General features: G+C 64.6%; 1 pseudogene. It reads right to left on the minus strand.

Annotated features, from left to right (window positions below):
• A pseudogene (locus tag AX721_RS13405) lies at nt 1-285 on the minus strand (acetyl/propionyl-CoA carboxylase subunit alpha); the annotation flags it as partial.

The raw sequence follows: 285 nt of genomic DNA on the forward strand, positions 1-285 counted from the left end.
AGTAGAAGCTCTTGTCCTGTCCGGCCACGAACTCGACGGTGCCGGCGCTGTCGTATTGCACGGCCTTGGCGAGGGCGACGGCCTGGTCGCCCATCGCCTTGCGGGTCTTCTCGTCCAGCAAGGGGCTGGGCGCCTCCTCGATAACCTTCTGGTTCCGGCGCTGGATCGAGCACTCGCGCTCGAACAGGTGGACGACGTTGCCGTGCTTGTCGCCCAGCACCTGGATTTCCACGTGGCGCGGGCTCTCGATGAACTTCTCGATGAAGATCCGGTCGTCGCCGAAGC

Origin of the sequence: Phenylobacterium sp. CCH9-H3 (assembly GCF_001557235.1) — a bacterium.
GTDB lineage: Bacteria > Pseudomonadota > Alphaproteobacteria > Caulobacterales > Caulobacteraceae > Phenylobacterium.